Origin of the sequence: Curtobacterium sp. TXMA1 (genome assembly GCF_020162095.1) — a bacterium.
Taxonomy (GTDB): domain Bacteria; phylum Actinomycetota; class Actinomycetes; order Actinomycetales; family Microbacteriaceae; genus Curtobacterium.
On record NZ_CP083910.1, the window covers coordinates 80,523 to 105,213 of the forward strand.

31 protein-coding genes are annotated in these 24,691 nt (G+C 73.0%); 21 read left to right on the plus strand and 10 right to left on the minus strand.

Annotated features, from left to right (window positions below):
- Positions 1-98: 98 nt before the first annotated feature.
- Positions 99-377 carry a hypothetical protein gene (locus LCG91_RS00410; RefSeq protein WP_224442098.1) on the plus strand — a complete coding sequence of 93 codons (279 nt, stop codon included), beginning with the start codon at positions 99-101 and terminating at the stop codon, positions 375-377.
- 36 nt (positions 378-413) lie between these two features.
- Here the strand turns inward: LCG91_RS00410 and LCG91_RS00415 are convergent, their stop codons facing one another.
- Together LCG91_RS00415 and LCG91_RS00420 are read right to left on the minus strand one after the other, a co-directional pair.
- On the minus strand, positions 414-848 hold the full coding sequence (locus LCG91_RS00415) for an NUDIX hydrolase (protein WP_224443178.1): 435 nt from the start codon (positions 846-848) through the stop codon (positions 414-416).
- Positions 845-2,164, minus strand: coding sequence for a glutamyl-tRNA reductase (locus LCG91_RS00420; protein WP_224442099.1), 1,320 nt, complete (start codon positions 2,162-2,164; stop codon positions 845-847). Before LCG91_RS00420 ends, LCG91_RS00415 begins: the two co-directional genes overlap by 4 nt.
- A gap of 122 nt (positions 2,165-2,286) precedes the next feature.
- Here LCG91_RS00420 and hemE point away from each other — a divergent pair, with 122 nt between their 5' ends.
- The 11 genes from hemE (at position 2,287) to hemL (ending at position 12,354) form a co-directional block, all read left to right on the plus strand.
- Positions 2,287-3,417, plus strand: coding sequence for a uroporphyrinogen decarboxylase (gene hemE / locus LCG91_RS00425; protein ID WP_224442100.1), 1,131 nt, complete (start codon positions 2,287-2,289; stop codon positions 3,415-3,417).
- Positions 3,414-4,793 (plus strand): protoporphyrinogen/coproporphyrinogen oxidase, encoded by a 1,380-nt coding sequence (locus LCG91_RS00430; RefSeq protein ID WP_318010445.1) that lies wholly within the window; start codon positions 3,414-3,416, stop codon positions 4,791-4,793. Before hemE ends, LCG91_RS00430 begins: the two co-directional genes overlap by 4 nt.
- Before the next feature lie 98 nt (positions 4,794-4,891).
- Positions 4,892-5,146 (plus strand): hypothetical protein, encoded by a 255-nt coding sequence (locus LCG91_RS00435; RefSeq protein WP_058729364.1) that lies wholly within the window; start codon positions 4,892-4,894, stop codon positions 5,144-5,146.
- A complete protein-coding gene (locus LCG91_RS00440) occupies positions 5,143-5,577 on the plus strand; it encodes a phage holin family protein (protein WP_058749147.1) in 435 nt (144 codons plus the stop codon). The genes LCG91_RS00435 and LCG91_RS00440 overlap by 4 nt, the downstream gene beginning before the upstream one ends.
- A gap of 34 nt (positions 5,578-5,611) precedes the next feature.
- A complete protein-coding gene (locus tag LCG91_RS00445; RefSeq protein WP_058729362.1) occupies positions 5,612-5,842 on the plus strand; it encodes a DUF3618 domain-containing protein in 231 nt (76 codons plus the stop codon).
- Positions 5,843-5,914: 72 nt separating this feature from the next.
- Complete coding sequence (gene hemQ / locus LCG91_RS00450) at positions 5,915-6,700, plus strand: hydrogen peroxide-dependent heme synthase (RefSeq protein WP_224442101.1); 786 nt, start codon at positions 5,915-5,917, stop codon at positions 6,698-6,700.
- Positions 6,697-7,935, plus strand: coding sequence for a ferrochelatase (locus LCG91_RS00455; protein WP_224442102.1), 1,239 nt, complete (start codon positions 6,697-6,699; stop codon positions 7,933-7,935). Before hemQ ends, LCG91_RS00455 begins: the two co-directional genes overlap by 4 nt.
- 98 nt (positions 7,936-8,033) lie before the next feature.
- On the plus strand, positions 8,034-9,068 hold the full coding sequence (gene hemC / locus LCG91_RS00460) for a hydroxymethylbilane synthase (protein WP_058729381.1): 1,035 nt from the start codon (positions 8,034-8,036) through the stop codon (positions 9,066-9,068).
- A gap of 291 nt (positions 9,069-9,359) precedes the next feature.
- Positions 9,360-9,956, plus strand: a complete 597-nt coding sequence (locus LCG91_RS00465) for a uroporphyrinogen-III synthase (RefSeq protein ID WP_411955817.1) — start codon at positions 9,360-9,362, stop codon at positions 9,954-9,956.
- Positions 9,953-11,008: a porphobilinogen synthase gene (gene hemB / locus LCG91_RS00470; RefSeq protein ID WP_224442104.1), complete on the plus strand. Its 1,056-nt coding sequence runs from the start codon at positions 9,953-9,955 to the stop codon at positions 11,006-11,008. Before LCG91_RS00465 ends, hemB begins: the two co-directional genes overlap by 4 nt.
- Positions 11,005-12,354 carry a glutamate-1-semialdehyde 2,1-aminomutase gene (hemL, locus tag LCG91_RS00475; RefSeq protein ID WP_058729360.1) on the plus strand — a complete coding sequence of 450 codons (1,350 nt, stop codon included), beginning with the start codon at positions 11,005-11,007 and terminating at the stop codon, positions 12,352-12,354. Before hemB ends, hemL begins: the two co-directional genes overlap by 4 nt.
- A 59-nt stretch (positions 12,355-12,413) precedes the next feature.
- Here the strand turns inward: hemL and LCG91_RS00480 are convergent, their stop codons facing one another.
- The 4 genes from LCG91_RS00480 to LCG91_RS00495 form a co-directional block, all read right to left on the minus strand.
- A complete protein-coding gene (locus tag LCG91_RS00480; protein ID WP_224442105.1) occupies positions 12,414-13,199 on the minus strand; it encodes an ABC transporter ATP-binding protein in 786 nt (261 codons plus the stop codon).
- A 40-nt stretch (positions 13,200-13,239) separates the two neighbouring features.
- Complete coding sequence (locus LCG91_RS00485; protein ID WP_058729358.1) at positions 13,240-13,932, minus strand: GntR family transcriptional regulator; 693 nt, start codon at positions 13,930-13,932, stop codon at positions 13,240-13,242.
- Positions 13,933-14,021: 89 nt separating this feature from the next.
- Entirely contained in the window at positions 14,022-14,999 is a 978-nt protein-coding gene (locus LCG91_RS00490; RefSeq protein WP_224442106.1) for an MDR family oxidoreductase, read from the minus strand.
- A 176-nt stretch (positions 15,000-15,175) separates the two neighbouring features.
- Positions 15,176-16,204, minus strand: a complete 1,029-nt coding sequence (locus tag LCG91_RS00495; protein WP_058729356.1) for a 6-phosphofructokinase — start codon at positions 16,202-16,204, stop codon at positions 15,176-15,178.
- Positions 16,205-16,368: 164 nt separating this feature from the next.
- On the opposite strand from LCG91_RS00495, the gene LCG91_RS00500 reads away from it, so the two are divergent.
- From LCG91_RS00500 to LCG91_RS00515, 4 genes are all read left to right on the plus strand, one after another.
- Positions 16,369-17,277, plus strand: a complete 909-nt coding sequence (locus tag LCG91_RS00500) for a DNA-3-methyladenine glycosylase family protein (RefSeq protein ID WP_411955845.1) — start codon at positions 16,369-16,371, stop codon at positions 17,275-17,277.
- Positions 17,278-17,338: 61 nt separating this feature from the next.
- On the plus strand, positions 17,339-17,941 hold the full coding sequence (locus LCG91_RS00505) for a GNAT family N-acetyltransferase (RefSeq protein WP_224442107.1): 603 nt from the start codon (positions 17,339-17,341) through the stop codon (positions 17,939-17,941).
- A 35-nt stretch (positions 17,942-17,976) separates the two neighbouring features.
- Entirely contained in the window at positions 17,977-18,165 is a 189-nt protein-coding gene (locus LCG91_RS00510) for a hypothetical protein (protein WP_058750533.1), read from the plus strand.
- Between the two features lie 102 nt (positions 18,166-18,267).
- Positions 18,268-18,780 carry a GNAT family N-acetyltransferase gene (locus LCG91_RS00515; RefSeq protein ID WP_224442108.1) on the plus strand — a complete coding sequence of 171 codons (513 nt, stop codon included), beginning with the start codon at positions 18,268-18,270 and terminating at the stop codon, positions 18,778-18,780.
- A gap of 24 nt (positions 18,781-18,804) precedes the next feature.
- Here the strand turns inward: LCG91_RS00515 and LCG91_RS00520 are convergent, their stop codons facing one another.
- From LCG91_RS00520 to LCG91_RS00530, 3 genes are all read right to left on the minus strand, one after another.
- A complete protein-coding gene (locus LCG91_RS00520) occupies positions 18,805-19,677 on the minus strand; it encodes an NAD-dependent epimerase/dehydratase family protein (protein ID WP_224443181.1) in 873 nt (290 codons plus the stop codon).
- Between the two features lie 45 nt (positions 19,678-19,722).
- Entirely contained in the window at positions 19,723-19,908 is a 186-nt protein-coding gene (locus LCG91_RS00525) for a hypothetical protein (protein WP_224442109.1), read from the minus strand.
- Between the two features lie 80 nt (positions 19,909-19,988).
- On the minus strand, positions 19,989-20,318 hold the full coding sequence (locus LCG91_RS00530) for a hypothetical protein (protein ID WP_224442110.1): 330 nt from the start codon (positions 20,316-20,318) through the stop codon (positions 19,989-19,991).
- 237 nt (positions 20,319-20,555) lie between these two features.
- Here LCG91_RS00530 and LCG91_RS00535 point away from each other — a divergent pair, with 237 nt between their 5' ends.
- The 5 genes from LCG91_RS00535 to LCG91_RS00555 all read left to right on the plus strand — a co-directional run bounded on the left by LCG91_RS00535 (position 20,556) and on the right by LCG91_RS00555 (position 24,209).
- Positions 20,556-21,236: a hypothetical protein gene (locus LCG91_RS00535; protein ID WP_058750528.1), complete on the plus strand. Its 681-nt coding sequence runs from the start codon at positions 20,556-20,558 to the stop codon at positions 21,234-21,236.
- A 133-nt stretch (positions 21,237-21,369) separates the two neighbouring features.
- Positions 21,370-22,068: a YceI family protein gene (locus LCG91_RS00540; protein WP_224442111.1), complete on the plus strand. Its 699-nt coding sequence runs from the start codon at positions 21,370-21,372 to the stop codon at positions 22,066-22,068.
- Positions 22,065-22,580 (plus strand): sigma-70 family RNA polymerase sigma factor, encoded by a 516-nt coding sequence (locus LCG91_RS00545; RefSeq protein WP_066651360.1) that lies wholly within the window; start codon positions 22,065-22,067, stop codon positions 22,578-22,580. Before LCG91_RS00540 ends, LCG91_RS00545 begins: the two co-directional genes overlap by 4 nt.
- Positions 22,577-23,326 carry an anti-sigma factor family protein gene (locus tag LCG91_RS00550; RefSeq protein ID WP_224442112.1) on the plus strand — a complete coding sequence of 250 codons (750 nt, stop codon included), beginning with the start codon at positions 22,577-22,579 and terminating at the stop codon, positions 23,324-23,326. Before LCG91_RS00545 ends, LCG91_RS00550 begins: the two co-directional genes overlap by 4 nt.
- A 7-nt stretch (positions 23,327-23,333) precedes the next feature.
- Positions 23,334-24,209, plus strand: a complete 876-nt coding sequence (locus tag LCG91_RS00555; protein WP_224442113.1) for a serine hydrolase domain-containing protein — start codon at positions 23,334-23,336, stop codon at positions 24,207-24,209.
- An 11-nt stretch (positions 24,210-24,220) separates the two neighbouring features.
- Here LCG91_RS00555 and LCG91_RS00560 read toward each other — a convergent pair whose 3' ends face one another.
- Positions 24,221-24,685, minus strand: coding sequence for a MarR family winged helix-turn-helix transcriptional regulator (locus LCG91_RS00560; RefSeq protein ID WP_161968438.1), 465 nt, complete (start codon positions 24,683-24,685; stop codon positions 24,221-24,223).
- Positions 24,686-24,691 lie beyond the last annotated feature (6 nt).

A 24,691-nucleotide genomic window follows, 5' to 3' on the forward strand; every position in this document is an offset into this window, starting at 1 on the left:
ACGCAACACCCGACCCGGCCCGCGGGACTCGGGGAGCGTCCAGTCGTCCCGGGCACACTCGCGGCACAGCCAGGCACACGAGCGACGGAGGTCGGAACATGGCAGGCAAGCACGAGCAGGCACGCGGAGACGAGGGACGGGCGGACGGCGTCGAGCCCCGCGCCGGAGCCTTCACGGACAGCGAGATCCCGGGCGAACACCGCGTCGAGTCGCACGAACCCGCCGGGGAGTTCGTCTCCAGCGACATCCCGGGCGAGACGCGGCCCCAGGGCGCTCCGGGCGCTGACACGGGTGAGTACGTCGAGTCGGACATCCCGGGTGAGGCCGAACCGACCACGGACGGTGAGACCGGTCACTACGTCGACAAGGACGAGTGAGGCACCAGGGGCGATCGGAGGACGCTGTCCGGATCCTCAGTCGACGAGACCGGCGGCGACCAGCCGGCGGAGCGTCTCGACGCCCGCCGGCGGACACCGGTCCGCGTCCGCCGAGGTGACCCACTCCACCTCGTCCACCTCTGCGGAGGCGACGGGCGAGGCGGCGTCGGTCGCGCCTCCCGGCCGGACCCGGAACAGGGTCATCGCGACCATGGTGCCCTCGCCCTGGCCGTGCGCGGCCTCGGTGACCGTGCCGAACGGTTCGAGGTCCGCCTCGGTCAGGCGCAGGTCGGTCTCCTCGCGTGCCTCGCGGATCGCGGCCTGCACGTCGGTCTCGTCCGGCTCCGCCTTGCCGCCGGGCAGGTAGAGCACGTCGCGCCCGCGGGCGCGCACCATCAAGACCCGGCGGTCACGGACCAGCAGCAGCGCGCTGACACGCAGTGTCCGGGGACGGTCGGACGGGAGGCTCAGCTCGCGTCCGCCTCGTCGGCGCGGTCCGTCGCGGCCCGCTCGGGCGCGGTGCGCTCCGCGAGCGGCACGATCGGCGACGGCAGCTCCGCCTCGGGTTCCGGGTGCACGCCGAACAGGGCGTCGAGCGCCCCGACGAACTCCTCGCCGCGACCGGCGCGACCGAGCTCGCGGGCGCGGACCGACGGGCGGTGCAGCAGGACGCCGACCAGGTGCCGGAGCGCCCGCTCGGTCTGCTCGACGGACTCCGGGTCGGCGTCACGGCGCTTCGCGCGGTCGATCTCGTCGTCGAGGATGTCGAAGACGTGCTTGCGGAAGGCCACGAGCGCCGGTGTCGTCGACTGCTCGAGCGCCTGCGCCCGGAAGCGCGACACCGCGTCGTCGACCATCTGGCGGGCCTCGGACTCGGCGTTCAGCTCGGCGATCGGTGCGTGGATGCTGATCGTCTCGAGGTCGAGGAGCTCGACGCCCTCGACGCCGGCGGCGTCCGGGTCCACGTTGCGGGGGAGCCCGAGGTCGATGACGATGCGGCGCTGGCCGTCGTCGAGGTCGGCCGGTTCGACGACCGGCACCTCGCTCGAGGTGCAGGTGATGACGACGTCGCTCGAGCCGATGGCCCGGCGCAGGTCGGTCGCGGCGACGAGGTCGTGCTTCGCGGCGAACCACGGTGCGCGGCCGGAGGGCGAGAAGACCTGGATGTTCGCGGCACCGCGGTCGCGCAGGGCCGCGATGGTCGTGGCGGCGTAGCTGCCGGTGCCGACGAGCAGCACGCGGGTCTGCGCCCAGTCGGTGATGCGCGACGAGGCGAGCTCGAGTCCGAGTCGGACGAGCGAGCGACCGGCCGCGCCGATGCGTGTGCGGGTCTTCACGCCGCGGGAGGTGTGCGCCGCTTCTTGGAAGAGGCGCTCGAGGTCGGAGGTGGTGGTGCCGTTCGCGCGGGCGTCCTCGAGCGCTCGGCGGACCTGCCCGGAGATCTCGGTCTCACCGACCACGACGGACTCGAGGCCGCTCGACACGGCGAACAGGTGCTGCACGACGTCCCCGCCGCCGAGCACGCTGACGGAGTCGAGGACCTCGGCGGGCACGAGGTCGCTGGCGGTGGCGACGGCGTCGACGGTGGCCGAAACGGCGGAGTCGCGGTCGTCGCCCGCGATGTCGAGGTAGGCCTCGAAGCGGTTGCAGGTGGCGAGGACGACGGCTCCGTCGAGCACGTCGGAGTCCGTCACCAGACGGCTCGCGGCGGTCGGTGCGCCGATGCTCAGTCGCTCCAGGAGGTCGAAGCTGGCGTTGCGGTGCGACGCCGTGAGACAGATGAGCACGTCTTCCATCGTAACTCGCGCTCGGCCGACCGGCTGTTCGCCCTCCGCGTGCACAGCAGACTGTGCGGTCGCGCAGCGCGTACGAGGGGCTCGTGTCCGGCCACGGATGGGATGATCGTGGCGTGACCACCGCCGCACCAGCAGCCCTGCCCGACAGCCACCCGCTCGTGACCGGCAGGACGTCGGGTTCGCCGCTCGTCCGGGCGCTGCGCGGGGACCGTCCGGAGACGCTGCCGGTGTGGTTCATGCGGCAGGCCGGTCGGTCGCTGCCGGAGTACCGGGAGCTGCGGGTCGGGACGGCGATGCTCGACGCGTGCCTCGACCCGGCGATGGCGTCGGAGATCACCCTGCAGCCCGTCCGTCGGCACGGGGTCGACGCCGGCATCTTCTTCAGCGACATCGTCGTGCCGATCAAGCTCGCCGGTGTGGACGTCGAGATCGTCCCCGGTCGCGGTCCCGTGCTCGGCTCCCCGATCCGCACGGCGGCCGACGTGGACGCGCTCGCCCCGCTCGACCCCGCGGCCCTCGCGCCGATCACCGAGGCCGTGCAGCGCACCGTCGCCGAGCTCGGGGACACCCCGCTCATCGGGTTCGCGGGGGCGCCGTTCACCCTCGCCGCGTACCTGGTCGAGGGCGGCCCCTCGAAGGACCACATCCGCGCCCGCACGCTGATGCACAGCGACCCGGAGACCTGGGCGCGCCTGCTCGACTGGGCCGCCGGCGTCTCCGGAGCGTTCCTCCGGGCGCAGGTCACTGCCGGTGCGTCGGCCGCACAGCTCTTCGACTCGTGGGTCGGTTCGCTGTCCCGCACCGACTACGTCGCTTCGGTCGCACCGCACTCGGCGACGGCCCTGTCGCACGTGGCCGACCTCGGCGTCCCGCGCATCCACTTCGGCGTCGGCAGCGGCGAGGTCCTGCACGAGATGACCACGCTGGGCGACCCGGCCGACACCGTCGCCGTCGATGCCGTGGGCGTCGACTGGCGTGTCCCGCTCGACGAGGCCGTCCGCCGCGTCGGCACCGGGGTCACCGTGCAGGGCAACATCGACCCCGCGATGCTCGCCGCCCCGTGGGAGGTGCTCGAGGCCCACGTCCGCGACGTCGTCCGTCGTGGTGGTGCGGCCCGGGCACACGTGGTCAACCTCGGGCACGGTGTCCCGCCGGAGACCGACCCCACCGTGCTCACGCGCGTGGTCGAGCTGCTCCACGGGCTCGGCGACGGCAAGGGCGACGGGACGGGAGCCGCGGCGTGACCGACGTCGTCGTGGTCGGCGGCGGGGTCGCCGGACTGGTCGCCGCCCGTGACCTGGCGAAGGGCGGCGCGCACGTCGTGCTCGTCGAGGCCGGGGACCGCCTGGGCGGAATGATCCGGCGGCACACCGTCGCCGGGATCGACCTCGACCTGGGGGCGGAGTCCTTCGCGACCCGCACCGACGCCGTCGAGCGGCTCGCGATCGAGCTCGGGCTGGGGAACGACGTCGTGTCGCCCGACCCGCGCGGTGCGTGGCTGATGACCCGCGACGGCCGGACGGCCCCGATCCCGCAGACCGGGTTCCTCGGGATCCCGGGGAGCCCGATGGCCGCCGACGTCCTCGCGGTGGTCGGTCAGGGCGGCGGACTCCGCGCGCAGATGGACTCGCTGCTGCCCTCGCCGGTCGGTGCCCGCGCGCAGTCGCTCGGCGCCCTCGTGCGGAAGCGCATGGGGGAGCGCGTGCTCGACGACCTGGTCGTCCCGGTCGCGGGCGGTGTCTACTCCACCCACCCGGACCAGCTCGACCCCGACCGCGTGGCCCCCGGGCTCCGTGCGGCGCTGCAGCGCGAGGGATCCCTCGCCCGCGCCGTGCTCGCCCTGCGGTCCCGCGCCACCGCGGGGTCGGCGGTCCAGGGCATCCGCGGGGGGATCGCCCGGCTCGTCGACGAGCTCGTGGCCGACGTGACGACCTACGGCGTCGACGTCCGCCTCGCCACCCGCGCCACCGCGATCGAGCGCTTCGCCGTCGAGACCGAGCGCGCGGACGGTTCCCGGGAGCGCCTGCCGGCCCAGCACGTCCTCGCCTCGACCGCCGACCCGACCCGCACGGCGGCACCCGACCGCACGGGCATCGAGCTCGTGACGCTCGTGGTCGACCAGCCGGAGCTCGACGCCGGGCCCCGTGGCACCGGGATGCTCGTGCACCCCGACGCCGAGGGGGTCCGGGCGAAGGCGCTCACGCACGCGACCGTGAAGTGGCCGTGGCTCGCCGAGGCCGCGTCCGGGCGGCACGTCCTGCGGCTGAGCTACGCGACGCGGCCCGAGGACGACGCGAGCCGCCGGGACGACGTGAGCGGCGGCGCGACACGACCGGACGCCGACGCGACGGGACCGGCGGGGACGGGGACGAGCCTCCCGGTCGACCCGGACGACGCCGTCGGGACCCGCGCCACCCGCGACGCCACCGCCCTGCTCGGCGTCCCCGTGACGGCGGACCGTGTGCTCGGTGCCGCCCGGGTGCGCTGGTACGGGCCCGACCTGACCGCCGCGGGCCTGGCCGAGGGCGTCGTCGGCATCGGGGAGACCTCCTCCGGCCGCGGCCTGGCCGGCATCGTCGCCGCTGCCCGGACGTCCGCTGCACGCATCCTGGGATCCTGAGCGGACCGGGGAGCACCCGAGGGCTACTGTGGATGAACGCCGGACGTATTCCGTTCGGCGCATGACCACCGCACACCCTCAACAACGGAGGATCGCACATGCGAGGCAAGCTCCTGTTCGTCGCCGGCGCCGCACTCGGGTACGTCCTGGGATCGCGAGCCGGACGGGCGCGGTACGAGCAGATCAAGACCGTCAGCGGCAAGATCTGGAACAACGGCAACGTCCAGAAGGGCGTGCACCAGGCCGAGGAGTTCATCCAGGACAAGGGCCCGGACGTGGCCGAGTTCGTCGGTGAGCAGACCAAGAAGGTCGTCCGCAAGGTCAGCCAGAAGAAGGACGCCGCCTCCTCATGACCGACACCCGCGACCGCAAGTCGCGATCGTTGTTCGGTCTGGTCGGGGACATCCCGAAGCTGGTCAAGAACCTCGTCAAGGGCGAGATCGACCTGCTGAAGGCCGAGATGATCGCCAAGGCGAAGGTCTTCGGACTCGCTGCCGGGCTCCTCATCGGCGCGCTCGTCATCGTGCTCTACGCGATCGGCGTGCTGCTGACCGCCGCCGTGATGGGCCTCGCGACCGTGATGCCGGCGTGGCTCGCCGCCCTGCTGCTCGCCGTCGTCATGCTGATCGTCGCCGGCATCCTCGGGTTCGTCGGCTGGAAGCGCTTCAAGAAGGGCCTGCCCCTCACGCCGAAGCGCACGATCGACAGCGTCAAGGACGACATCAACGCCGTGAAGGGCTTGGGCAACAAGCCCGGCCAGCACGACCGGATCACCCGCTCCTGAGCGGGACGACCGACACCCCCACCGGAGGACCCCTGTGACCGACCAGCACGACGACCTGGCGAACCGCGTCGCTGCGACCCGCACGCAGCTGTTCGAGACGCTCGACGCGATCGAGGACAAGCTCAACGTGCCGAAGCAGCTCGGCATCGCCGCGTCGAAGGTCAAGCAGGGGATCGACGAGAAGCCGGTGCCCTACCTGGCCGGGCTCGCAGCCGGTGTGGCGGTGGTCGGGAGTATCGTCGTAGCGGTGCTCCGACGGCGGTAGACCGCCTCTGATCGGTGGTCCTCCGGAAGCGGCGCGCAGCCACGACCCAGGCAACCGACAAGACGAGGAACCATGAGCTCCGACGTGCACGCAGCCCCGCACGAGAACGTCCCCGACAACGCCGCCGCCGGTGCCGCAGCGCACGGCGCCGGTTCGGCGCACGAGACCGACCCGGCGAGCGGGATCGACCCGAACCTGCTCACCGCGTACGCGCTCTGGGCCGTGTTCCGTCGGCCGCTCGGACCGATCCACCGCGTCGGTGACGACGCCGTCGCCGAGCTGGACGCCGCCGTGGCCCGTGCGGCCGACGCCGGCGTCACCATCCGCGGTTTCTACGACGTCTCCGGCTTCCGCGCCGATGCGGACGTCATGATCTGGCTGCACGGCGACGACGCGCAGGCGATCCAGGCGGCGCTGCGCGACGTCCGCCGCACGGCCCTGTTCCAGGACGCCGAGCCGGTGTGGCACGCGATGGCGATGCACCGCGAGGCCGAGTTCAACAAGCGCCACACGCCGGCGTTCCTGCGCGGTAAGGACCCCGAGGCCTGGATCACGGTGTACCCGTTCGTCCGGTCCTTCGAGTGGTACCTCCTGCCGGAAGAAGAACGCTCGAAGATGCTCCGCGACCACGGCATCGCCGGCGCGAAGTACCGACGCGTGCTGACGAACACCATCGCGACCTTCGCGCTCAGCGACTACGAGTGGATCCTGCCGCTCGAGAGCCCCGAGCTCGTCGACCTCGTCGACCTCATGCGCGACCTGCGCTACACCGAGGCGCGCCTGCACGTGCGCGAGGAGGTCCCCTTCTTCACCGGTCGTCGGGTGACGACCGCCGAACTGCCGGAGGTGCTGTCGTGACCGACACCAGCCAGATCACGAACGGGCAGGGCAAGGTCCTCGCCGCAACTGCTGCCGCGGCGGACGGCCCCGAACACGTCGAGGTCCCGACCGCGTACGACGCGATCCTGCTCGCCGGCTTCGGCGGCCCCGAGGGCCAGGACGACGTCATCCCCTTCCTCCGCAACGTCACGCGCGGCCGCGGGATCCCGGACGAGCGCCTGGAGGAGGTGGCGCACCACTACCGCCACTTCGGCGGCGTGAGCCCGATCAACGCCCAGAACCGCGCGCTCAAGGCCGCGCTCGAGGGCGAGCTCGCGAAGCGCGGCATCGACATGCCGGTGCTCTGGGGCAACCGGAACTGGGCGCCCTACCTCGAAGAGGCCTTCACCGAGGCAGCCGACAAGGGCTACACCAAGCTCATCGCCATCGCGACGAGCGCCTACTCGTCGTTCTCGAGCTGCCGGCAGTACCGCGAGGACTACGCCCGCGTGCTCACCGAGACCGGCCTGATCGACACGATCCAGGTCGACAAGGTCCGGCAGTTCTTCGACCACCCGGGCTTCGTGCGCCCGTTCGTCGACGGTGTCCGTGACGGCATGGCCCGTGCGATCCGCGAGAACGAGGGCCTCGACGTCGCGACCGAGCTCCGCATCCTGTTCTCGACGCACTCGATCCCGTCGACCGACGCGGCGAAGTCCGGCCCGGACTACCGCGGATTCGACGAGCACGGCGCGTACGAGGCGCAGCACCTGGCCGTGGGTGAGGTCGTCCTCGAGCAGGCGTGGACCGAGCTGCTCGAGCAGCCGGAGTTCGCCCACCTGCAGGGCACGTCGAAGCCGGCGTGGAAGCTCGTCTACCAGTCGCGCTCCGGCCCGCCGACGCAGCCGTGGCTCGAGCCCGACATCAACGACTACATGAACGAGGAGCTCAAGGGCGGCCCGACCCGCGCGGTGCTCATCGTGCCGCTCGGCTTCGTGAGCGACCACATGGAGGTCATGTGGGACCTCGACGAAGAGGCGACCGAGACCGCGGGCGAGCTCGGCTTCTGGTCGCTCCGCACGCAGACGCCGGGCGTCGACCCGGCCTACGTCGCCGGACTCGTCGACCTGGTGCTCGAGCGCGTCAACGGCACCCCGACCAGCGAGCGTCCGCACCTGACCGACATCGGCCCCTGGTACGACGTGTGCCGCCCGGGCTGCTGCGAGAACGTGCGCGCCGGGTTCAAGCCGGCCGCTGCCGGGGTCGCTCCGTGACGGACGGCCACCGAACGACGGCCGACGGCGGACCGGACACGACCGAGACGGTCACGAGCGACACGACCGCGTCGACCCCGGCCGACGGCCCGGCCCCGATCCGGCTCGGCACCCGTGCCAGCCGGCTCGCGGTCGCGCAGTCGCAGGACGTGGCCGACCGCCTGGCCAAGGCTGCGGGACGCCCGGTCGAGCTCGTCACGGTGACGAGCGAGGGCGACACGAACCGTGCGTCCCTGGCCAGCCTCGGCGGCACCGGCGTCTTCGCCAGTGCCCTGCGCGAGGCCCTGGTCGCGGGTGAGGTCGACGTGCTCGTGCACTCGCTGAAGGACCTGCCGACCGCTCCGTACGAGGGACTCACGATCGCGTCGGTGCCGAAGCGTGCCGACGCCCGTGACGTCCTGGTCGCGCGGAACGGCGCGACGGTGGACACCCTGCCCGAGGGCGCGAAGGTCGGCACGGGCTCGCCCCGCCGCGTCGCGCAGCTCAAGGCGAAGCGTCCCGACCTCGACGTGATCGACATCCGGGGCAACATCGACACCCGCCTCGGGCGCGTGGACGACGACCTCGACGCGGTCGTGCTGGCCGCCGCCGGGCTCGGCCGGATCGACCGGCTCAGCGCGGCGACGGAGCTCCTCGACCTCGGCTTCTGGCCGAGCGCTCCCGGCCAGGGTGCGCTCGCGGTCGAGATCCGGGCGGACGAGACGGACAGGAACCTGCTCGCCGCGCTCCGCAAGCTCGACCACGCCCCGACGCGCCTGACCGTGACGGCCGAGCGCGAGGTCCTCGCGAAGCTCGAGGCCGGCTGCTCCGCCCCGATCGGTGCGACCGCGGTCGTCGACGCCGAACTCCTGCTCGTCTCCGCGACGGTCTACCGCCCGGACGGCTCCGAGTACCGCACGGCGTCGCACGCAGCGCACCTGGACGGCTCCGCACAGGACCGTCTCGACGAGGCACTCGAGGTGGCCGGACGCGTCGCCGCCGAACTGCTCGAGAACGGTGCCGCCGAGCTGGCGGACCTGGCGTCATCCGTGTCCGCGGCCCCTGCCGAGGGCGACCACTCCGCCGGGCCCGGTCTGGCCACCCCCGCGGCCGAGCAGCCGGCGGACGACGGCTCCACGACCACCACGGCGTAGGCGGTCACCACGGACGACACCGCTCGCGTCGCGGACGAGGCACGGCCCCCGGTCGTCCTCGTCCCACGCGGCGGTGCGTGGGGCGACGCCGTCGCCGCGGCGGCGCGGGAGCGCGGGCTCGAGCCCGTCATCGTCCCGCTCATCACGGACGCCCCGCCCGCCGACGCGGCAGCGCTCGACGCGGCCCTCGCCCGGTTCGCCGACGCAGCGGGCTCGTCCGCCGAAGGCGCAGCGGCTGCGACCGTGGACGGCACAGCGGTCGGGAGGCGCGACGCGTCTCCCACGGAACGCGTGCGTCCCGACGGGGCCGGCACCGGGGCCGCCTGGCTCGTGGTGACCAGTGCGACGGCCGTGCGCGTGGTCGCCGGGCGCGTGCCGCGCCTCCCGGCCGGGGTCCGTGTCGCCTGCGTCGGCGAGGCGACCGCCCGTGCCGCGCGCGAGGCGGGCTGGCCCGTCGACCTCGTACCGGACGACGAGTCCGCAGCCGGACTGGCCGCAGCCCTGCCGGCCGATGGCAGGCCCGTGTTCTTTCCACGCTCCGAGATCGCCGCGACCACCCTCATCGACCGGTTGCGCGCCCGTGGGATCGTCGTGTCGGAGGTGGTGGCGTACCGTACCGTGGGGACGGGCGGAGACCCGATCGTCCTCGACCCCCCGCCGGACGCCGTGCTCGTGACGAGCGGGAGCGTCGCCCGACAGGTCGCAGCGCGGATGACCCCGCTCGACCCGCGCACGCACGTCGCGTGCATCGGACCGTCCACCGCCGACGCCGCCCGTGCCGCGGGACTCCCCGTACACGTCGTGGCCGCCGGTCGGTCCGCCGAAGCCCTGCTCGACGCCGTCGTCGAGACCCTCCACCCGAACCCCAGAACAGGAAGGTCATCGTGACCGGACGCTTCCCGCAGGTCCGCCCCCGTCGGCTGCGCGCCACCCCCGCCATGCGACGCCTCGTCGCCGAGACGCGGATCCACCCCGCCGAGCTCGTGCTGCCGATGTTCATCCGCGAGGGCGCCACCGACGCGATCGACATCTCGAGCATGCCGGGCGTGCAGCAGCACTCGCTCGACTCCTTCCGCCGTGCCCTGAACGAGGCTGCTGAGCAGGGCGTCGGCGGTGTGAACCTGTTCGGCGTCCCGACGTCGAAGGACGCCGAGGGGTCCGGCGCGACCGACCCGGACGGCATCCTCAACGTCGCGATCCGCGTCGCGAAGGAAGAGGTGGGCGACGCGCTCGTCGTGCAGTCCGACCTGTGTCTCGACGAGTTCACCGACCACGGCCACTGCGGTGTGCTCGCTGCCGACGGCTCGGTCGACAACGACGCCACGCTCCTGCGCTACCGCGACATGGCGGTCGCCCAGGCCGAGGCCGGCGCAGAGCTGGTCTGCATGAGCGGCATGATGGACGGCCAGATCGCCGCTGCCCGCGACGCGCTCGACACCGCCGGGCACAGCGGTACCGCACTGCTGGCGTACTCGGCGAAGTACGCGTCCGCGTTCTACGGCCCCTTCCGCGAGGCCGTCGCCTCGACGCTGCAGGGCGACCGGCGGACGTACCAGATCGACGCCGCGGACGGCCGTCAGGGGCTGCGCGAGGTGCTGCTCGACATCGAGGAGGGCGCCGACATCGTCATGGTGAAGCCGGCGATGAGCTACCTCGACGTCCTCGCCCGCACCGCCGACGTCTCCGAGGTCCCCGTCTGGGCCTACCAGATCTCCGGCGAGTACGCGATGATCACGGCCGCCGCCCAGAACGGCTGGATCGACCGCGACGCCGCCGCGATGGAGGCGCTCGTCGGCATCAAGCGTGCCGGTGCGGACGCGATCCTGACCTACTTCGCGGTCGACATCGCGAGGAAGCTCAACCAGGAGGCCGGCCTGCGCACGTCCGGCAGCACCGCGGCGGTGTCCGGCGTCGCCACGACCGGGAAGGCCCCCGAATGACCACCACCACGCTCCCCGTCTCCAACGACGAACTGTTCGGCCGCGCGAAGGACAGCATCCCCGGCGGCGTGAACTCGCCCGTCCGCGCGTACGGCTCCGTCGGCGGCACCCCGCGCTTCCTGACCTCCGCCTCCGGGCCCTACGTGACCGACGCCGAGGGCCGGCAGTACGTCGACCTCGTCGCCTCGTGGGGTCCCGCGATCCTCGGGCACGCACACCCGGGCACGGTCGAGGCCGTGCAGCAGGCAGCGTCGCGCGGCCTGTCGTTCGGGGCGTCCACCCCGGGCGAGACCGAGCTCGCCGAACTCGTCAAGGAGCGCGTGCAGGTCGACGGCGACGGCCCGATCGAGAAGCTCCGCATGGTGTCCACCGGCACCGAGGCCACGATGACCGCGATCCGCCTGGCCCGCGGGTACACCGGCCGCGACCTGCTCGTGAAGTTCGCCGGGCACTACCACGGGCACTCGGACTCGCTGCTCGCCGAGGCCGGCTCGGGCGTCGCGACGCTCGCACTGCCGGGCAGCGCGGGCATCACCGCCGAGACCGCCGCGCAGACCCTGGTGCTGCCGTACAACGACCTCGACGCCGTCCGCGCCGCGTTCGACGAGCACTCCGAGCGCATCGCCGCCGTGATCGTCGAGTCCGCCGCCGCGAACATGGGCGTGCTCGCCCCGGAGCCCGGGTTCAACCGTGCGCTCGCCGAGATCACGAGGGCGCAGGGCGCGCTGCTCATCGTCGACGAGGTCCTCACGGGCTTCCGCGTCGGCCCGGCCGGGTGGTGGGGCCTCGAAGCAGCCGGCGCCGTCCCCGAGGGCACCGGCTGGAAGCCCGACCTCGTCACCTTCGGCAAGGTCATCGGCGGCGGCATGCCCCTCGCCGCGCTCGGCGGTCGGCGCGAGGTCATGGACTTCCTCGCCCCGCTCGGCCCCGTCTACCAGGCGGGCACGCTGTCCGGGAACCCGCTCGCGGTCGCCGCGGGCACCGCGACGCTCCGAGCCGCGACGCCGGACGTGTACGCGCACCTGGACCGCACCGCTGCGACGATCGCGGACGCCACGAGCGCCGCGCTGTCGGCCGAGGGCGTCGCGCACACCGTGCAGCACGCCGGGAACCTGTTCTCGTTCGCGTTCGTCGAGCAGGCCCCGCGGAACTACGACGACGTGCGCGCGCAGGAGGCCTTCCGCTACGCGCCGTTCTTCCACAGCATGCTCGACCAGGGTGTGACCCTGCCGCCGAGCGTGTTCGAGGCGTGGTTCGTCACGGCAGCGCACGACGACGAGGCCGTCGGGCGCGTGCTCGACGCCCTGCCGGCGGCAGCGCGGGCAGCGGCGGCGGCCACGGCGTAGCGCGCCCGCTCCCTCCCGCGGGGGCCGGCGAGACCGGTCGGACGGGAGGCCCGTGGCGGCTACCGCGCTCGACGAGCGTGCCAGCGGCCCCCGGTCCGCTCGATGGCCAGCGGGAACGCGAAGGCGTGCGACACCGCCTCGGACGTGACGACCTGGTCCGCCGGGCCCTGGGCCACCACGGCGCCGTCGCGCAGCAGCATCGCGTGCGACGTCGACGCGGGCAGGTCCTCGAGGTGGTGCGTGACCATCACGCTGCCGAGGTCCGGGTGCCGCTGCCGCAGCGCGTCGACGGTCTCGAGCAGGTGCTCGCGCGCGGCGACGTCGAGCCCGGTCGCCGGTTCGTCGAGCAGCAGCAGGCGCGGTTCGCTCATGAGCGCCCGTGCGATGAGCGTCCGACCCCGCTCGCCCTGTGACAGCACGGGCCAGCGGGCGTCGGCGCGGCCCGCGAGTCCGACGTCCGCGACGTGCCGCCTGGCGGTCTCGAGCTGTTCCGGCGTCGGCTCCCACCGCATCATGAGGTCGGTCGTGCCGGTGAGCCCGGTCAGCACCGTCTCGGTGACCGTCAACGGCGACAGCATCCGGTGCCGCGGGTCGACGTGCCCGATGTGCTCGCGGAGTTCCCGGACGTCCACCCGCCCGAGCCGCCGGCCGAGCAGCTCGACGGTGCCCGCGGTGGGGTGCCCGTTCGCGCCGAGGACGGCGAGCAACGTCGACTTGCCGGCGCCGTTCGGACCGAGCAGCGCCCAGTGCTCCCCGCTGCGCACCGTCAGCGAGACGTCGTGCAGCAGGTCCCGTCCGGAGCGGGTCACACGGAGGGCTTCGGCGCGGAGCAGGACGTCGGTCACGCGACCAGTCTGCCCGGTCGGGTGCCCCGGCCCGAGAACGTCAGGCGTCAGCGGTCGCGTCGGCGTTCGCGTGCGCGGCGCGCATCTCCGACAGGTGCTCGGCCATCGCGCGGGACATGCTGCGGATCACGGCACCGGCGGCCTCGCCGTCGCGGCCCTTCGCGGCTGCGCGGAACGAGTCGAGCCCGTGCTTGACGTCCCAGAACACGAACTCCGGCTGCCCGATGCGGACGAACTTCGCGCGGTTGACGATGCCCTCGGCGGTCTTGACGAGCAGCTCGTTGCCGGAGTGCGCGACGAGGAACGCGATGAGCGCGTCGACGTCGTCGTTCAGGGCGCGGTCCTCGGCGTCCGCGTGCTTGCGGGCCTGGTCGAGGAGCTTGCCGAGCTGCTTGAGCGCGGCGTCGTCGAGGTTCGGCACGGCCCAGCGGGCGGCGAGCTCGGCGAAGCCGAAGAGGAGCTGGAACGCGTCGTCGTACTGTTCGCGCGTGGGGGAGGCGACGCGGGTGTACCGGTTCGCCTCCATCTCGACCAGGCCGTAGTCGACGAGCTTCGCGATGGCCTCGCGGATGGGCGTGCGACTGACCCCGAGCCACGCGACGAGCTCGTCGTCGTTGAGGCGTTCACCGGCCTGGAGCGTGCCGTCCTGGATCGCGGCGAGCATCTTCTCGAGCACGACGTCGCGCAGGAGCTTCCGGGGTGACGACTCGACCGACGACTTGGGTACCGGCATGGCTGCTCCTCACAGGTTCGGGTGTTCCGCGTGCCAAACCTAGCGTGTCAGTTGGCAAGCGTTCGGGAAATCACCTGAAAGGGAAAGGCTCAGCGACGCAGGTCGACGACCGTCCGGCCGTGCACGCGACCGGCCACCACCTCGGCACCGACCGCGATCGCGTGCTCGAGGTCGACCGTGCGGGTGACGTCGGCGAGCAGCGCCGGGTCGAGGTCGGTGGCGAGTCGCTCCCACGCCCGCTGACGCAGCGGCAGGGGAGCCTCGACCGAGTTGATGCCGAGCAGCGACACCGCGCGCAGGATGAACGGCATGACGGTCGTCGGCAGCGCGGAGTCCTGCGCGAGCCCGCACGCCGTGACCGCGCCGCCCCACTTCGTCGCGGCGAGCACGTTCGCCAGGGTCGCACCGCCGACGCTGTCGACCGCGCCGGCCCAGGTCGCGCGCTGCAGCGGCTTGCCGAGCTCGGCGATCGTCGCACGGTCGACCACGTCCGACGCACCGAGCGCCCGGAGCGAGGCCTCGTTCGACCGCCGACCGGTCGAGGCGGTCACGCGGTACCCGCGGGCGGCGAGCAGCGCGATCGCCACCGTGCCGACGCCGCCGGACGCCCCCGTCACGAGCACGGGACCGTCGTCGGGGGAGACCGTGCGTTCGAGGGCGAGCACGGACAGCATCGCGGTGAAGCCGGCCGTACCGATCGCGGTCGCGAAGGAGTCCTCGACGCTGTCGGGCAGCACGACGAGGGACCCGCTCGGCACCACTGCGTGCTCCGCCCACCCGCCGTGCCGCGTCTCGCCGAGGCCGGCGCCGTTGCACACCACCCGGTCGCCGATCGCGACGTCGTGCACCCCCGGACCGAGCGCCGACACCGTGCCGACGACGTCGATGCCCGGGACGAGCGGGTCGACCCGGGCGACGCCGGGGTTGCCCGCCAGGGCGAGCCCGTCCTTGTAGTTCACGCTCGAGTACGTGACGTCGACGAGGGCCTCGCCCTCGGCGGGGTCGGGGAGGTCGACCTGCGTGATCGCGGGCGGGGCGGAACGGGAGACGAGGACTGCGCGCGTCATGCGTCGGACGCTACCCCGTGCCTCCCGGCCGGATGCTCGTTCGTTCCCAGAACAGCTGCGATGCCTGGCGGAACCGGGCGTACCTGGTACGCCCGTCCGACCAGGTACGCCCGTTCCGACCAGGTACGCCCGTTCCGACCAGGCGGGCCGGACCGGGCCGGGCCGCGCCTGCGGCGTCAGCCGAACATGATGGCGGCCTCGTCGTACCGCGCCTGCGGCACCGTCTTCAGCTCGCCCAGGGCGTCCTCGAACGACACGTGCACGATCTCCGTGCCCTGGAGCGCGACCATCCGGCCCCAGCGCCCCTCGACCACGGAGTCGATCGCCGCGAGCCCGAGCCGCGTCGACAGCACCCGGTCGTACGCGGTCGGTGTCCCACCGCGCTGGATGTGCCCGAGGGTCGTGGCGCGGGTCTCGATGCCCGTCATCTCCTCGATCATCGGCGCCAGGCGCTCCCCGATCCCGCCCAGCCGCGGACGCCCGAAGGCGTCGAGCCCGCGCTCGGTGTGCGCGTTGTCCTCGTGGTCCGGGACGAACCCCTCGGCGACGACCACGAGCGGTGCCCGTCCGCGGTCGTAGGCGGCACGCACCCACGCCGCGATCTGCTCCATGCTCGTCTTCTGCTCGGGGATCAGGATCGCGTGCGCACCCGCGGCCATCCCGGAGTGCAGTGCGATCCAGCCCACGTGCCGACCCATGACCTCGGCGACCATGCAGCGCGAGTGGGACTCGCCGGTGGTGCGGAGTCGGTCCATGGCCTCGGTCGCGATGGCCACCGCGGTGTCGAAGCCGAACGTGTAGTCGGTGGCGCCCAGGTCGTTGTCGACGGTCTTGGGCACGCCGACGATCTTCAGGCCCGCGTCGGTCAGGCGCTTCGCGGCGGCCAGGGTGCCCTCGCCGCCGATCGCGACGATGGCGTCGATGCCGTGCCGCTCCAGCGTCCTCGTGATGTTCTCGACGCCGCCGTTCGGCCCCTCGAAGGGGTTGGTGCGGCTCGTGCCGAGGATCGTGCCGCCCTGCTTGGCGATGCCCTGGATGTCCTTGCGGCCGAGGGGCACGATGTCGCCGTCGACGACGCCCCGCCAGCCGTCGCGGAACCCGACGAACTCGTGGCCGTGGATCGCGATGCCCTTGAGCACGATGCCGCGGATGACCGCGTTGAGGCCGGGGCAGTCGCCTCCGGAGGTGAGGATGCCGATGCGCACGGAGACTCCAACGTCGTCGGGTTGCGGGGACCTCCCCATCATGTCTGACGGTGGTGTGGCATTACCATCCCCGTGTGTCCCTGCCGTCCTCCTCCGCCACCGGTCGACCCGGTGCGTCCGGTCGGCGACCCGGGGCGTCCGGCGCGACCGCTGCGGTCGGCCGGGTGGACACCCTGTACCGGCCGGGAGGCGCGGTGGACGTCCGCGCGACCCTCCGGCCCCTGCAGCGCGGCTCCGGCGACCCCGCCTTCCAGGTGGTCGGGTCCGACACGTGGCTCGCGCTGCGCACCCCGACGGGAGGGGCCTCGGTGCTCGTCCGCCGTGCGGGGAGCGACACGATCGCGGTCTCCGCGTGGGGTGACGGCGCCGCGTGGGCGGTGACCCACGCACCGGACCTGCTCGGGCGCGGCGACGACTGGTCCGAGCTCGACGTCAGCGCGCACGCCTTCCTGGCCGAGGCGCGACACCGACAGCCGGGGTTGCGGCTGCTCCGGACGAACACCGTCGTGGCGATGCTCGTGCCGGCGATCATGGAGCAGAAGGTGACCTCGCGGCAGGCCTGGCGTGCGTGGCGGTACCTGCTCCGGCGTTTCGGCGAACCGGCGCCCGGTCCGGTGCCCGTGGAGATGTTCGTCCCGCCGGCCCCCGAGCAGTGGGCACGGATCCCGAGCTGGGAGTGGCACCGGGCCGGCATCGAGCCCGGCCGTTCGGCGACGGTGATGCGAGCGGTCAAGGTCGCGCCGGCGCTCGAGCGGACGCTGGCGCTCGGTCGCGGTGGCACGGTCGTGTCGCAGCGGCTGCAGTCGGTGCCGGGCATCGGGCAGTGGACCGCCGCCGAGACGGCGCAGCGGGCGCACGGGGACCCTGATTCGCCGAGCGTCGGGGACTACCACGTGCCGGCGCTCGTCGGGTGGGCGTTGACCGGCGGCCCGGTGGACGACGACGGGATGCTCGAACTCCTCGAACCCTGGCGTGGGCACCGCGAGCGGGTCGTCCGGCTGATCGGAGGCTCGGGCTTCCGGAAGCCGGCGTTCGGCCCGCGGATGACGATCCAGGACCACCGCTGGCACTGAGCCCGACACATCGTGGTCGTCGCCGGTGCGGCCCGGCCGGGGTGCGTGCCATGATCGGGGCGTGGGGAACGTCGTCGTCGTGCAGGCAGGGGATCCGCGGCGCGAGCGCCTCGAGCGCGAGGGGTGGTCGGTCAGCGCTCGGTCGTTCGGCGCCCAGCTCGATGCCGAGCGCCTGGACGTCGGCCTGCTGACCGCGTTCGTCTCCGCGATCGATCCGGCACTCGTGTTCCGCTCGCTCGGAGCCCACGACGTCGACGCGGTGCTCGCCCTCGACCGACTGACGGCGGACGACTACCCGGGCAGCGTCGCGACCCGGCACGAACAGATGGACCGCGACGCGGCCACCCCCACCGCGGTCCGTCGCGCCTCCGGAGCGTTCGCTGCCGACGGGTCGCTCGTCGCGATGACCTACGTCGATGTCGACGGAGCCGACGCCGAGACGGACTTCACCGTGGTCCGCCCGATGCACCGCGGTCGGGGGATCGGCACGGCGCTCGAGGCCTGGTCGGTCCTGGCGTTGCAGCGCGAGGGTGTGCGGCGCTTCCGCACGGGAGGGTCGGCCGACAACGTCGCGATCCGGCGTGCGAACGCCGCGCTCGGGTACGTGCAGGACGAGGAGTGGGTCACGCTGACGGCCCCGGACAGCACCGACGCGGGGACGTAGGCTCCAGGTGAGAACCGATCTCACGAGGAGGAACCATGTCGGACCCGAACACCACCCCCGCCGCCGAGGCCGAGGAGCACCGCGTCGCCGAGCACGACGTCGCTGACCACGACCACGAGCAGGACGGCGGCGAGCACGAGACCGTCGAGCACGGCGACCACGTCGACTTCGTGCACGACGGTCACCGCCACGCGCGTCACGAGGACCACTACGACGAGCACTGAGCGTCGCTGACGCGACCGATGGCGGCCGGGAGGGACGTGGCGGAGCAGCCACGGGCCTCCCGGCCGTCGCCAGTGCGGTCTCGCACCTCCTACGCTGGCCGCATGGCGACGATCATCCGCACCGCGCGGTCGAGCGACGCGGACGCCGTCCAGCGGATCGAGGACGATGCCGACCAGCTGCTGATCGATCGTCTCCACCCCGAGGTCTGGTCTCCGGCTCCACACGGCAGTGCACGACTCTCGGAGCCCGGCTTCCTGCTCGTGGCCGACGTCGACGGCGAGGTCGCCGGCTTCGTGCACGTCCTCGAGGTGGAGGGCGTCTGCCACCTGGAGCAGCTCTCGGTCCGACCGCCGCGGGCGCGGCGGGGCCTCGGGCGAGCGCTCGTGGAATCGGCGAAGGACCGCGCGCGTGTTCGCGGCCACGATCGCATCTCCCTCCGCACCTACGCGGACGTTCCCTGGAACGCGCCGTTCTACGCCACGGCCGGCTTCGCCGAGGAGGAACCGGTCACGTGCTTCCACCGGTCCCTGCTCGAGGTCGAGGCGCGGCACGGCCTCGACCGGTACGGGCGCAGGGTGCAGATGGGCGCACCGCTCGGTGCATCCCGTCCGTAGGGGCGTCCGCGGGGCCGAGGAGGCCTACGGGTGCCGGGTGCCCTCGCCGGCCAGCACTGCGCGGTAGCCCTCGCGGAAGGTCGGGTAGCGCGGCTCCCAGCTGGTCGACCGGAGCAGGGCGTTCGACAGTCGTTTGTCGCCGCCGGCCTGCCGACCCTCGGGCTCGGCGGCCGGCGGCCGCTCGACGCCGAGTTCGTCGGCCAGGAACGTCAGGACGTCGTCGAGCCGGGCCGGTTCGTCGTCGGTGCCGAGGTACGTCGGTGCGGGATCGTCGATGCCCGCCAGGTGCACGAGTGCTGCCGCGGCGTCGTCCCGGTGGATGCGGTTCGTGTGTGGCGAGGTGCCGGACGACAGCCGGGCCTGCCCGGACCGCACCTGGTTGATCAGCCGCTCGCGGCCGGGCCCGTAGATGCCGGAGAGCCGGACGAGCACGGCGCCGGGCGCCCGGTCGCGCAGCAGTGCCTCGGCCTCGAGCAGGACACCCGCGGTCGGGGTGCCCGCGCGCGCCGGGGTCTCTTCCGTGACCTCGCTGCCGTCCTCGACGTCGTACACCGCGGTGGAGGACACGACGACCACCCGCGGCGATGCGCCGGACGCGTCGATGCCGTCGAGCACGTTCTGCAGGCCGTCGACGTAGGTCGCGCGGTACTCGTCGACGTCGCGGGAGCCGGCGGCGAACGCCACCACGACGACGCCCGTGTCCGCGTCGATCGACGGCACCTCGCGCCGGAGGTCGACGCTCCGCCCCGTGATCGGGGACGGGACCAGCTCGGCGCGACGGCGGAGTCCGGTGACCGGGTGGCCGAGCGCCGCGAAGCGCAGGCCGGCCTCGGTGCCGAGGTCGCCGCAGCCGGCGATGACGACGGGGAGCGGTGCTGCATGCTCCGAGCTTGTCAGGTGCCGGTCGGAGTGGCCCGAGCGCGAGGGCTCGGGCCGGACGACTCAGACCTGCTCGTTGTCCGGGGACTCGGGCTCGCCGCCGGAGTCGACGTCGCTGTCCTGCTGCGGGTCCTCGGTCGCGTTGCCGGTGGACGAGCCGTCGGGCAGGTCCTCGGTGCGCTGGAACTCGCGCTCGGGGGCGTCCGTCGAGCCGTCGGTCGGGGTGTTCTCGTGCTGCTGATCGCTCATGCGGCGCACGGTACGCGGGTACCCCTCCACCGCCACCCGGGCGAAGGAGAAGGGCGGCAGCGGTCAGCGGGGCCGGGCGGTCAGCGGGGCGGCAGCGGCCGGAGCTCGCCCCAGGTGCGGCGGCTCCCGGCGATGAAGTCCTGCAGGTCGCTCTGCACGTCGACGACGAGCTGGTCGACACCACCGTCGATCCGCAGCGAGCTCGAGCCGCCGTCCTCCCTCCGGATCCGCCAGCGCGCCATCGCGCTGCCCTCGATCACGACATCGTCGTCCTGCAAGGGAGTGAGCTCCATGTCCCCCGCGTCGATGAGGAACAGCTGCAGGGTGGCGGCCTCGTGCGGATGCAGCATCGCGAGCACGGCCGGTCGGATCACCGCGAGCACGTCGCGGACCTCCATGATCTCGGGCACGGTCGGAGCGTAGCGCTGCGGGGCGGCGGAGCAGCCCGTCCCCCGAGTTTGTAACGGAGAGATAACGACTCCGAACTCGTCCAAACCCTTTCGTGGAGGGTCCCGAATCCCTTGCATCAACCGGGAAACACCCGGAGCGCTCACCAGCCGCAGGTAGCTGGTTCTCCACCCCTTTGCGGGGTGTGTTCGGCGCGCACTCAGGGAATCGCGCCGAGCGCGACAACGGAAGGAACCATCATGCGCAAGTCCATGAAGACCTCGATCACCCTCGCCACCACCGGCGCCCTCGTCCTCGGTGGTGCCGCGTTCGGCATCAGCACCGCGAACGCGTCGACCCCGAACGTGCAGACGGTGTCGTCCTCGTCGTCGAAGATCCCCGCCCCGGTCGCGTCCGTGCCGGAGGTCAAGGGCGGCAACACCGCCGTCGCGCTCGACTCGGGCTTCACCGACGCCCTCACCTCGCTGGGGCTGACCCCGGGTGTGTCCGGCAACGCCAAGCTCGAGAACGGGTCGGTGTCGTTCCCGATCACCGCCGGGTCGGTCACGTACTGGTCGCCGGACGGCAACTACCGCCCCTACGTGCAGGGTCTGCTGAACCACGACGACTCGGGCCTGACCCTCAAGGCCGGTGACACCACGGTCACGCTGGAGAACTTCGTCGTGAACCCGGGCTCGTCCAAGCTCTACGGTGACGTCCTGGTCAACGGTCAGGTCGCCGCGTCGAACGCGTACCTGTTCTCGCTGCACGGTGGCACGCTCAAGCCGCTGCAGCTCGAGGGTGACAACGCGATCCTGACCGGCACCACCGTGCACGTGTCCTCGGACGCTGCGGGCCTGCTGAACCAGACCTTCAAGACCGACGCCGTCAAGGCCGGCCTCCTCGTCGGCACCGCCACCATCACCGCCCAGATCAAGTAAGCACCGGTCAAGTAAGCCCCGCGGGCACGACCCGCACCAGCACCACCACGAGAAGGCGCCGCCCCCGACCACGGGGACGGCGCCTTCCGCACGTCCGGGTGAACGATCCGGCCCCCTGTCTCGTTGTCAGGGCATGGGACTCCGCACACGCACGAAGGTCATCATCGGCATCGCCACCGGCGTCGTCGTCATCGGCGCCGCAGCAGTCGTCGCCGGCCCGGTCATCTACGCGAACACCGTCAACGGCCAGGCCGCCGCAGCCCCCTCGCTGAGCGCCGGGCCGTCGGGCTCCGGCGGCACGCTCGACGCGGCCCAGGCCGACGGCACCTGGACGAGCACGAGCAGCTCGTACGCCGGGTACCGCGTGCACGAGGTCCTGCAGGGCAATGATGTGAACGTGGTCGGACGGACGAAGGACGTGCAGGGCACCGCGACGGTCGACGGCGGGTCCCTCACGAAGGCGACCGTGACGGTGCAGGTCGCGTCCATCAGCACGCCGGAGTCCCGCCGCGACGAGTACTTCCGGACCCAGGCCCTGCAGACCGACCGGTACCCGACGGCGACGTTCGCGCTCACCGAGCCCGTCGACGTCTCCGGTGCCCTCGACGGCAGCACGCAGGACGTCACGCTCACCGGCACGATGGACCTGCACGGCGTCGAGAAGCCCGTCACGGCCGACGCGCAGGTCGCCGTGACGAAGGACGGTGGCGTCCAGGTCGTCGGCTCGGTCCCGATCACGTTCGCCGACTACGGCGTCGAGGCGCCGTCGCTCGGTTTCGTCACCGTGGACGGGAAGGGCTCCGTCGAGTTCTCCCTCGACCTGGCGAAGTGACCGTGACGAGCCGTTCCGCCGACGAGCTGCTGGCGACGCTGTACCGCGAGCACGGTGACGCGCTCACGCGCTACGTCCGGCACCTGACGCGGGACGGCTCGACGGTCGAGGACGTCGTGCAGGAGACGATGGTCCGCGCCTGGCAGCGCCCGGCCGTGCTCGAGCGAGCACCCGACAGCGCTCGGGCCTGGCTCTTCACGGTCGCCCGGAACCTGGTGGTCGACGACGCCCGTTCGGCACGCAACCGACGGGAGCAGGGCTCCGAGCACCCGGTCGACCGTGCCGAGGCCGACCGGACGGACGCGGTCCTCGACCGCATCGTCGTCGCGGACGCGCTCGCATCGCTCAGCCCGGACCACCGCCGCGTGGTGGTGGACGCCTACTGGCTCGGTCACACCGTGCCCGAGATCGCACGACGACACGACATCCCCGAGGGCACCGCGAAGTCGCGGTTGCACTACGGGCTGCGGGCACTCAGGCTCGCACTGCAGGAACGAGGAGTGACCCGATGAGCGTGGACCCGACCGCGCACGACCACTACGCCGAGTGGGACGCCGCGTACGTCCTCGGCTCGCTGCCGCCCGACGAACGGCTCGAGTACGAGCGGCACCTGGAGACGTGTGCTCGCTGCACGGCGGCCGTCGCCGAGCTCGTCGGTTTGCCCGGCCTGCTCGCGAAGCTCCCGGCCGACCAGGCGGTCGAGATCGCGGAACCGGACGGGAGGCCCGACACCCGTCCCGAGGGCACCCTCGCCGCCGTCGCGCACCGCGTCCGACACCGTCGCCGCCGTCGCCGGGTCTGGGTCGCCGCCACCGCGGGGCTGGCGGTCGTCGTCGCCGTGCTCGGCGGGCTCGCCGTCGGTACCGCCGCCGACCGCGGCAGACCGGTGCAGGCCGGCGGAGCGCCGTCGACCTCCGTCCCGACGACCGCTGGCGACCGCTACACGTTGACGGGGTCGCAGGGGCTCGACGTCGACCTCGCGGTGAGCGGCGAGCAGTGGGGTACGCGCTTCGACTGGGGCTGCTCGTACGGCGGCAAGGACTGGTCGTCGGACGGCTCGGTGATGTACGACCTCGTGGTGGTCCGGCGCGACGGCTCCGAGCAGACCGTGGCGTCGTGGTCGGCCTCCGGCGCGGAGGCCCGCGGGCTGTCCGCGTCGACCGACGTCCGGCGCGACGACATCGCCGCGGTGCTGGTCCGGTTGCGCGGTGAACGCGGGTCCCTGGCGAGCACCGACCTCTCCGGACACGCGGGATGATGGTGTGGTGAACCGCGCCGCACCCGTCCTCGACGACGTCGTCCGGCAGGTGGAGCGGACGGGCTTCCGCGCCCACGGCCTGCACGTCCTGGTGGGCGACGACACCGCCGACCACCACTGGTCCGCAGACGTCCGCCGTGACGTGCACTCGGTCGCGAAGGGCGTGGTCGTCCTGGCCGTCGGGATCGCCGAGGACGACGGGGCACTCTCGCTCGACGAGCCCGTCGGGGCGCTGCTGCCCGACGTCGCGCTCGGCCCGGGTGTGCAGGACGTCACGCTCCGGCACCTGCTGACGATGACGAGCGGCATCGACATGCCGTGGTCGCCGACCGAGACGACCGACTGGCCGGACCTCGCGCGGGAGTTCCTCGGCCGGCCGACCGCCGGGCGCTCGTTCCAGTACGCCAACGCGAGCACCTACACCGCCGCTCGGGCCCTCGCCGCCCGGGTCGGCGACGTCGGCGCGTACGTGCAGGAGCGCCTGCTCGGCCCGCTCGGCATCGACGACGTCCGGTGGGACCGCTGCCCGCTCGGTCACGTCGTCGCCGGCGGTGGGCTGTGGCTGCGCACCGCCGAGGTCGCACGGATCGGGCGGCTGCTGCGGGACCGCGGCGTGGCGGACGGCCGACAGTTCGTGCCCGCGGCGATCGTCGACGCGATGCACACCGACTGGGTGGGGGCCGGGTCGTCGCCGGCGTACGACCGGTACGCCCTCGCCGGCTGGGGCGGCCCCGGACGGACGTGGCGGCTGCACGGGGCGTACGGGCAGCTCGTGCTCATCGACCCGGTCGCCGACGCCGTCGTGACCCTCACCGCGGACGACCACGACCGTGCCGACACGACGGCCGCGGCCGTCGCGGACGTCCTCGCGGCGGTCCGCTGAACCGACTCGGCTCAGTCCTGCGGGTCGACCGGGCCGAGTGCGTCGAGGACGCGGTGCGAGACGGACCGCAGGGTGTCCGCATCCGCCGCCACGGGCCTCCAGAACAGCTCCTCGAGGGCCGCGGTGTGCGCGCGGATCCCGGCGAGCACCGCGCGACGACCCTCGCTCGTCATCGTCACCCAGCTGCCGCGGCCGTCGGTCGGGCAGTCCGCCCGCGCGACCAGCCCGCGGGCGACCATCCTGGTGACCTGGTGGCTCACCCGCGACTTCTCCCACCCGATGCCGGCAGCGACGTCGCGGACCCGCAGCCGGTGGTCCGGGTCCCGCTGCAGACCGATCAGGATCTCGAACTCGGGGATCGAGATGCCCGCGCCCTGCTGCACGGCGTGGTCGAGCGCTCGGTCGAGCCGGCGCCAGACGTCGTGGAACGCGTCCCAGGTCGCCCAGTCGTGCCCCTCGCCGCCCTGCTCCGCCATGACGGC